Genomic DNA, 2,500 nt, shown 5'->3' with positions numbered 1-2,500 from the left:
AGGAGTATCCATAACTGAATACATAGGTTATGGAGGCGAACCCGGGGAACTGAAACATCTAAGTACCCGGAGGAAAAGAAATCAATAGAGATTCCCTTAGTAGCGGCGAGCGAACGGGGATTAGCCCTTAAGCTCTTTATGTTTTAGTGGAAGGTTCTGGAAAGTACCGCGATACAGGGTGATAGCCCCGTACACGAAAAGGCATTTAGAGTGAAATCGAGTAGGTCGGGACACGTGTTATCTTGACTGAACATGGGGGGACCATCCTCCAAGGCTAAATACTCCCAGCTGACCGATAGTGAACCAGTACCGTGAGGGAAAGGCGAAAAGAACCCCGGAGAGGGGAGTGAAATAGAACCTGAAACCGTATACGTACAAGCAGTAGGAGCCCTTCGGGGTGACTGCGTACCTTTTGTATAATGGGTCAGCGACTTATTGTCTGTAGCAAGGTTAACCGCTTAGGGGAGCCGTAGAGAAATCGAGTCTTAATAGGGCGTTTAGTTGCAGGCAATAGACCCGAAACCCGGCGATCTATCCATGGGCAGGTTGAAGGTTGAGTAACATCAACTGGAGGACCGAACCCACTAATGTTGAAAAATTAGGGGATGACCTGTGGATCGGAGTGAAAGGCTAATCAAGCCGGGAGATAGCTGGTTCTCCTCGAAAGCTATTTAGGTAGCGCCTCGCGTCTCACCCTCGGGGGTAGAGCACTGTTTGGGCTAGGGGGTCATCCCGACTTACCAACCCCATGCAAACTCCGAATACCGAGGAGTGCAATCGCGGGAGACACACGGCGGGTGCTAACGTCCGTCGTGGAAAGGGAAACAACCCAGACCGCCAGCTAAGGTCCCAAATATCAGTTAAGTGGGAAACGATGTGGGAAGGCCCAGACAGCTAGGAGGTTGGCTTAGAAGCAGCCATCCTTTAAAGAAAGCGTAATAGCTCACTAGTCGAGTCGGCCTGCGCGGAAGATATACCGGGGCTCAAACTGATAACCGAAGCTGCGGATGCTAATTTATTAGCATGGTAGAGGAGCGTTGTGTAAGCCGTTGAAGGTGGATCGGGAGGTCTGCTGGAGGTATCACAAGTGCGAATGCTGACATGAGTAACGATAAGGGGGGTGAAAAACCCCCCCGCCGGAAGACCAAGGGTTCCTGTCCAACGCTAATCGGGACAGGGTTAGTCGACCCCTAAGGCGAGGGCGAAAGCCGTAGTCGATGGGAAACAGGTTAATATTCCTGTACTCGCTATTACTGCGACGGAGTGACGGAGAAGGCTAGGCCGGCATGGCGATTGGTTGTCCATGTTTAAGGTTGTAGGCTTATGACTTAGGCAAATCCGGGTCATACTCTTTAATGAGAAGGCTGAGAGCTGATGACGAAGCCCACTTAGTGGGTGAAGTGGTTGATGCCCTGCTTCCAGGAAAAACTTCTAAGCTTCAGGTAATAGTGAATCGTACTCTAAACCGACACAGGTGGTCAGGTAGAGAATACCAAGGCGCTTGAGAGAACTCTGGTGAAGGAACTAGGCAAAATGGTACCGTAACTTCGGGAGAAGGTACGCCGGTTTTGGTGATGGGACTTGCTCCCTAAGCTGAGGCCGGTCGAAGTGACCAGGTGGCTGCGACTGTTTATTAAAAACATAGCACTGTGCAAACTCGTAAGAGGACGTATACGGTGTGACGCCTGCCCGGTGCCGGAAGGTTAATTGATGGGGTTAGCTTCGGCGAAGCTCTTGATCGAAGCCCCGGTAAACGGCGGCCGTAACTATAACGGTCCTAAGGTAGCGAAATTCCTTGTCGGGTAAGTTCCGACCTGCACGAATGGCGTAACGATGGCCACGCTGTCTCCACCAGAGACTCAGTGAAATTGAAATCGCTGTTAAGATGCAGTGTACCCGCGGCTAGACGGAAAGACCCCGTGAACCTTTACTACAGCTTTGCACTGAACTTTGAGCCTATTTGTGTAGGATAGGTGGGAGGCTTTGAAGCAATGACGCTAGTTATTGTGGAGCCGTCCTTGAAATACCACCCTGGTATGTTTGAGGTTCTAACTCTGGTCCGTTATCCGGATCGAGGACAGTGTATGGTGGGTAGTTTGACTGGGGCGGTCTCCTCCCAAAGAGTAACGGAGGAGTACGAAGGTGCACTCAGCATGGTCGGAAATCATGCAATGAGCATAATGGTATAAGTGCGCTTGACTGCGAGACAGACATGTCGAGCAGGTACGAAAGTAGGTCATAGTGATCCGGTGGTTCTGTATGGAAGGGCCATCGCTCAACGGATAAAAGGTACTCCGGGGATAACAGGCTGATACCGCCCAAGAGTTCACATCGACGGCGGTGTTTGGCACCTCGATGTCGGCTCATCACATCCTGGGGCTGAAGCCGGTCCCAAGGGTATGGCTGTTCGCCATTTAAAGTGGTACGCGAGCTGGGTTTAGAACGTCGTGAGACAGTTCGGTCCCTATCTGCCGTGGGCGTTGGAGATTTGAGAAGAGTT

The 2,500-nt window shown here is 51.4% G+C and carries 1 rRNA gene (only partly in view); it reads left to right on the top strand.

What is annotated here, in order from left to right:
* A 23S ribosomal RNA gene (locus ACJJIK_RS14180) occupies window positions 1-2,500 on the top strand (it extends past both window edges: 139 nt to the left, 257 nt to the right).

The organism is Microbulbifer regidiadema (SeqCode), assembly GCF_052466995.1.
This window is presented reverse-complemented; position numbering and strand designations above follow the sequence as displayed.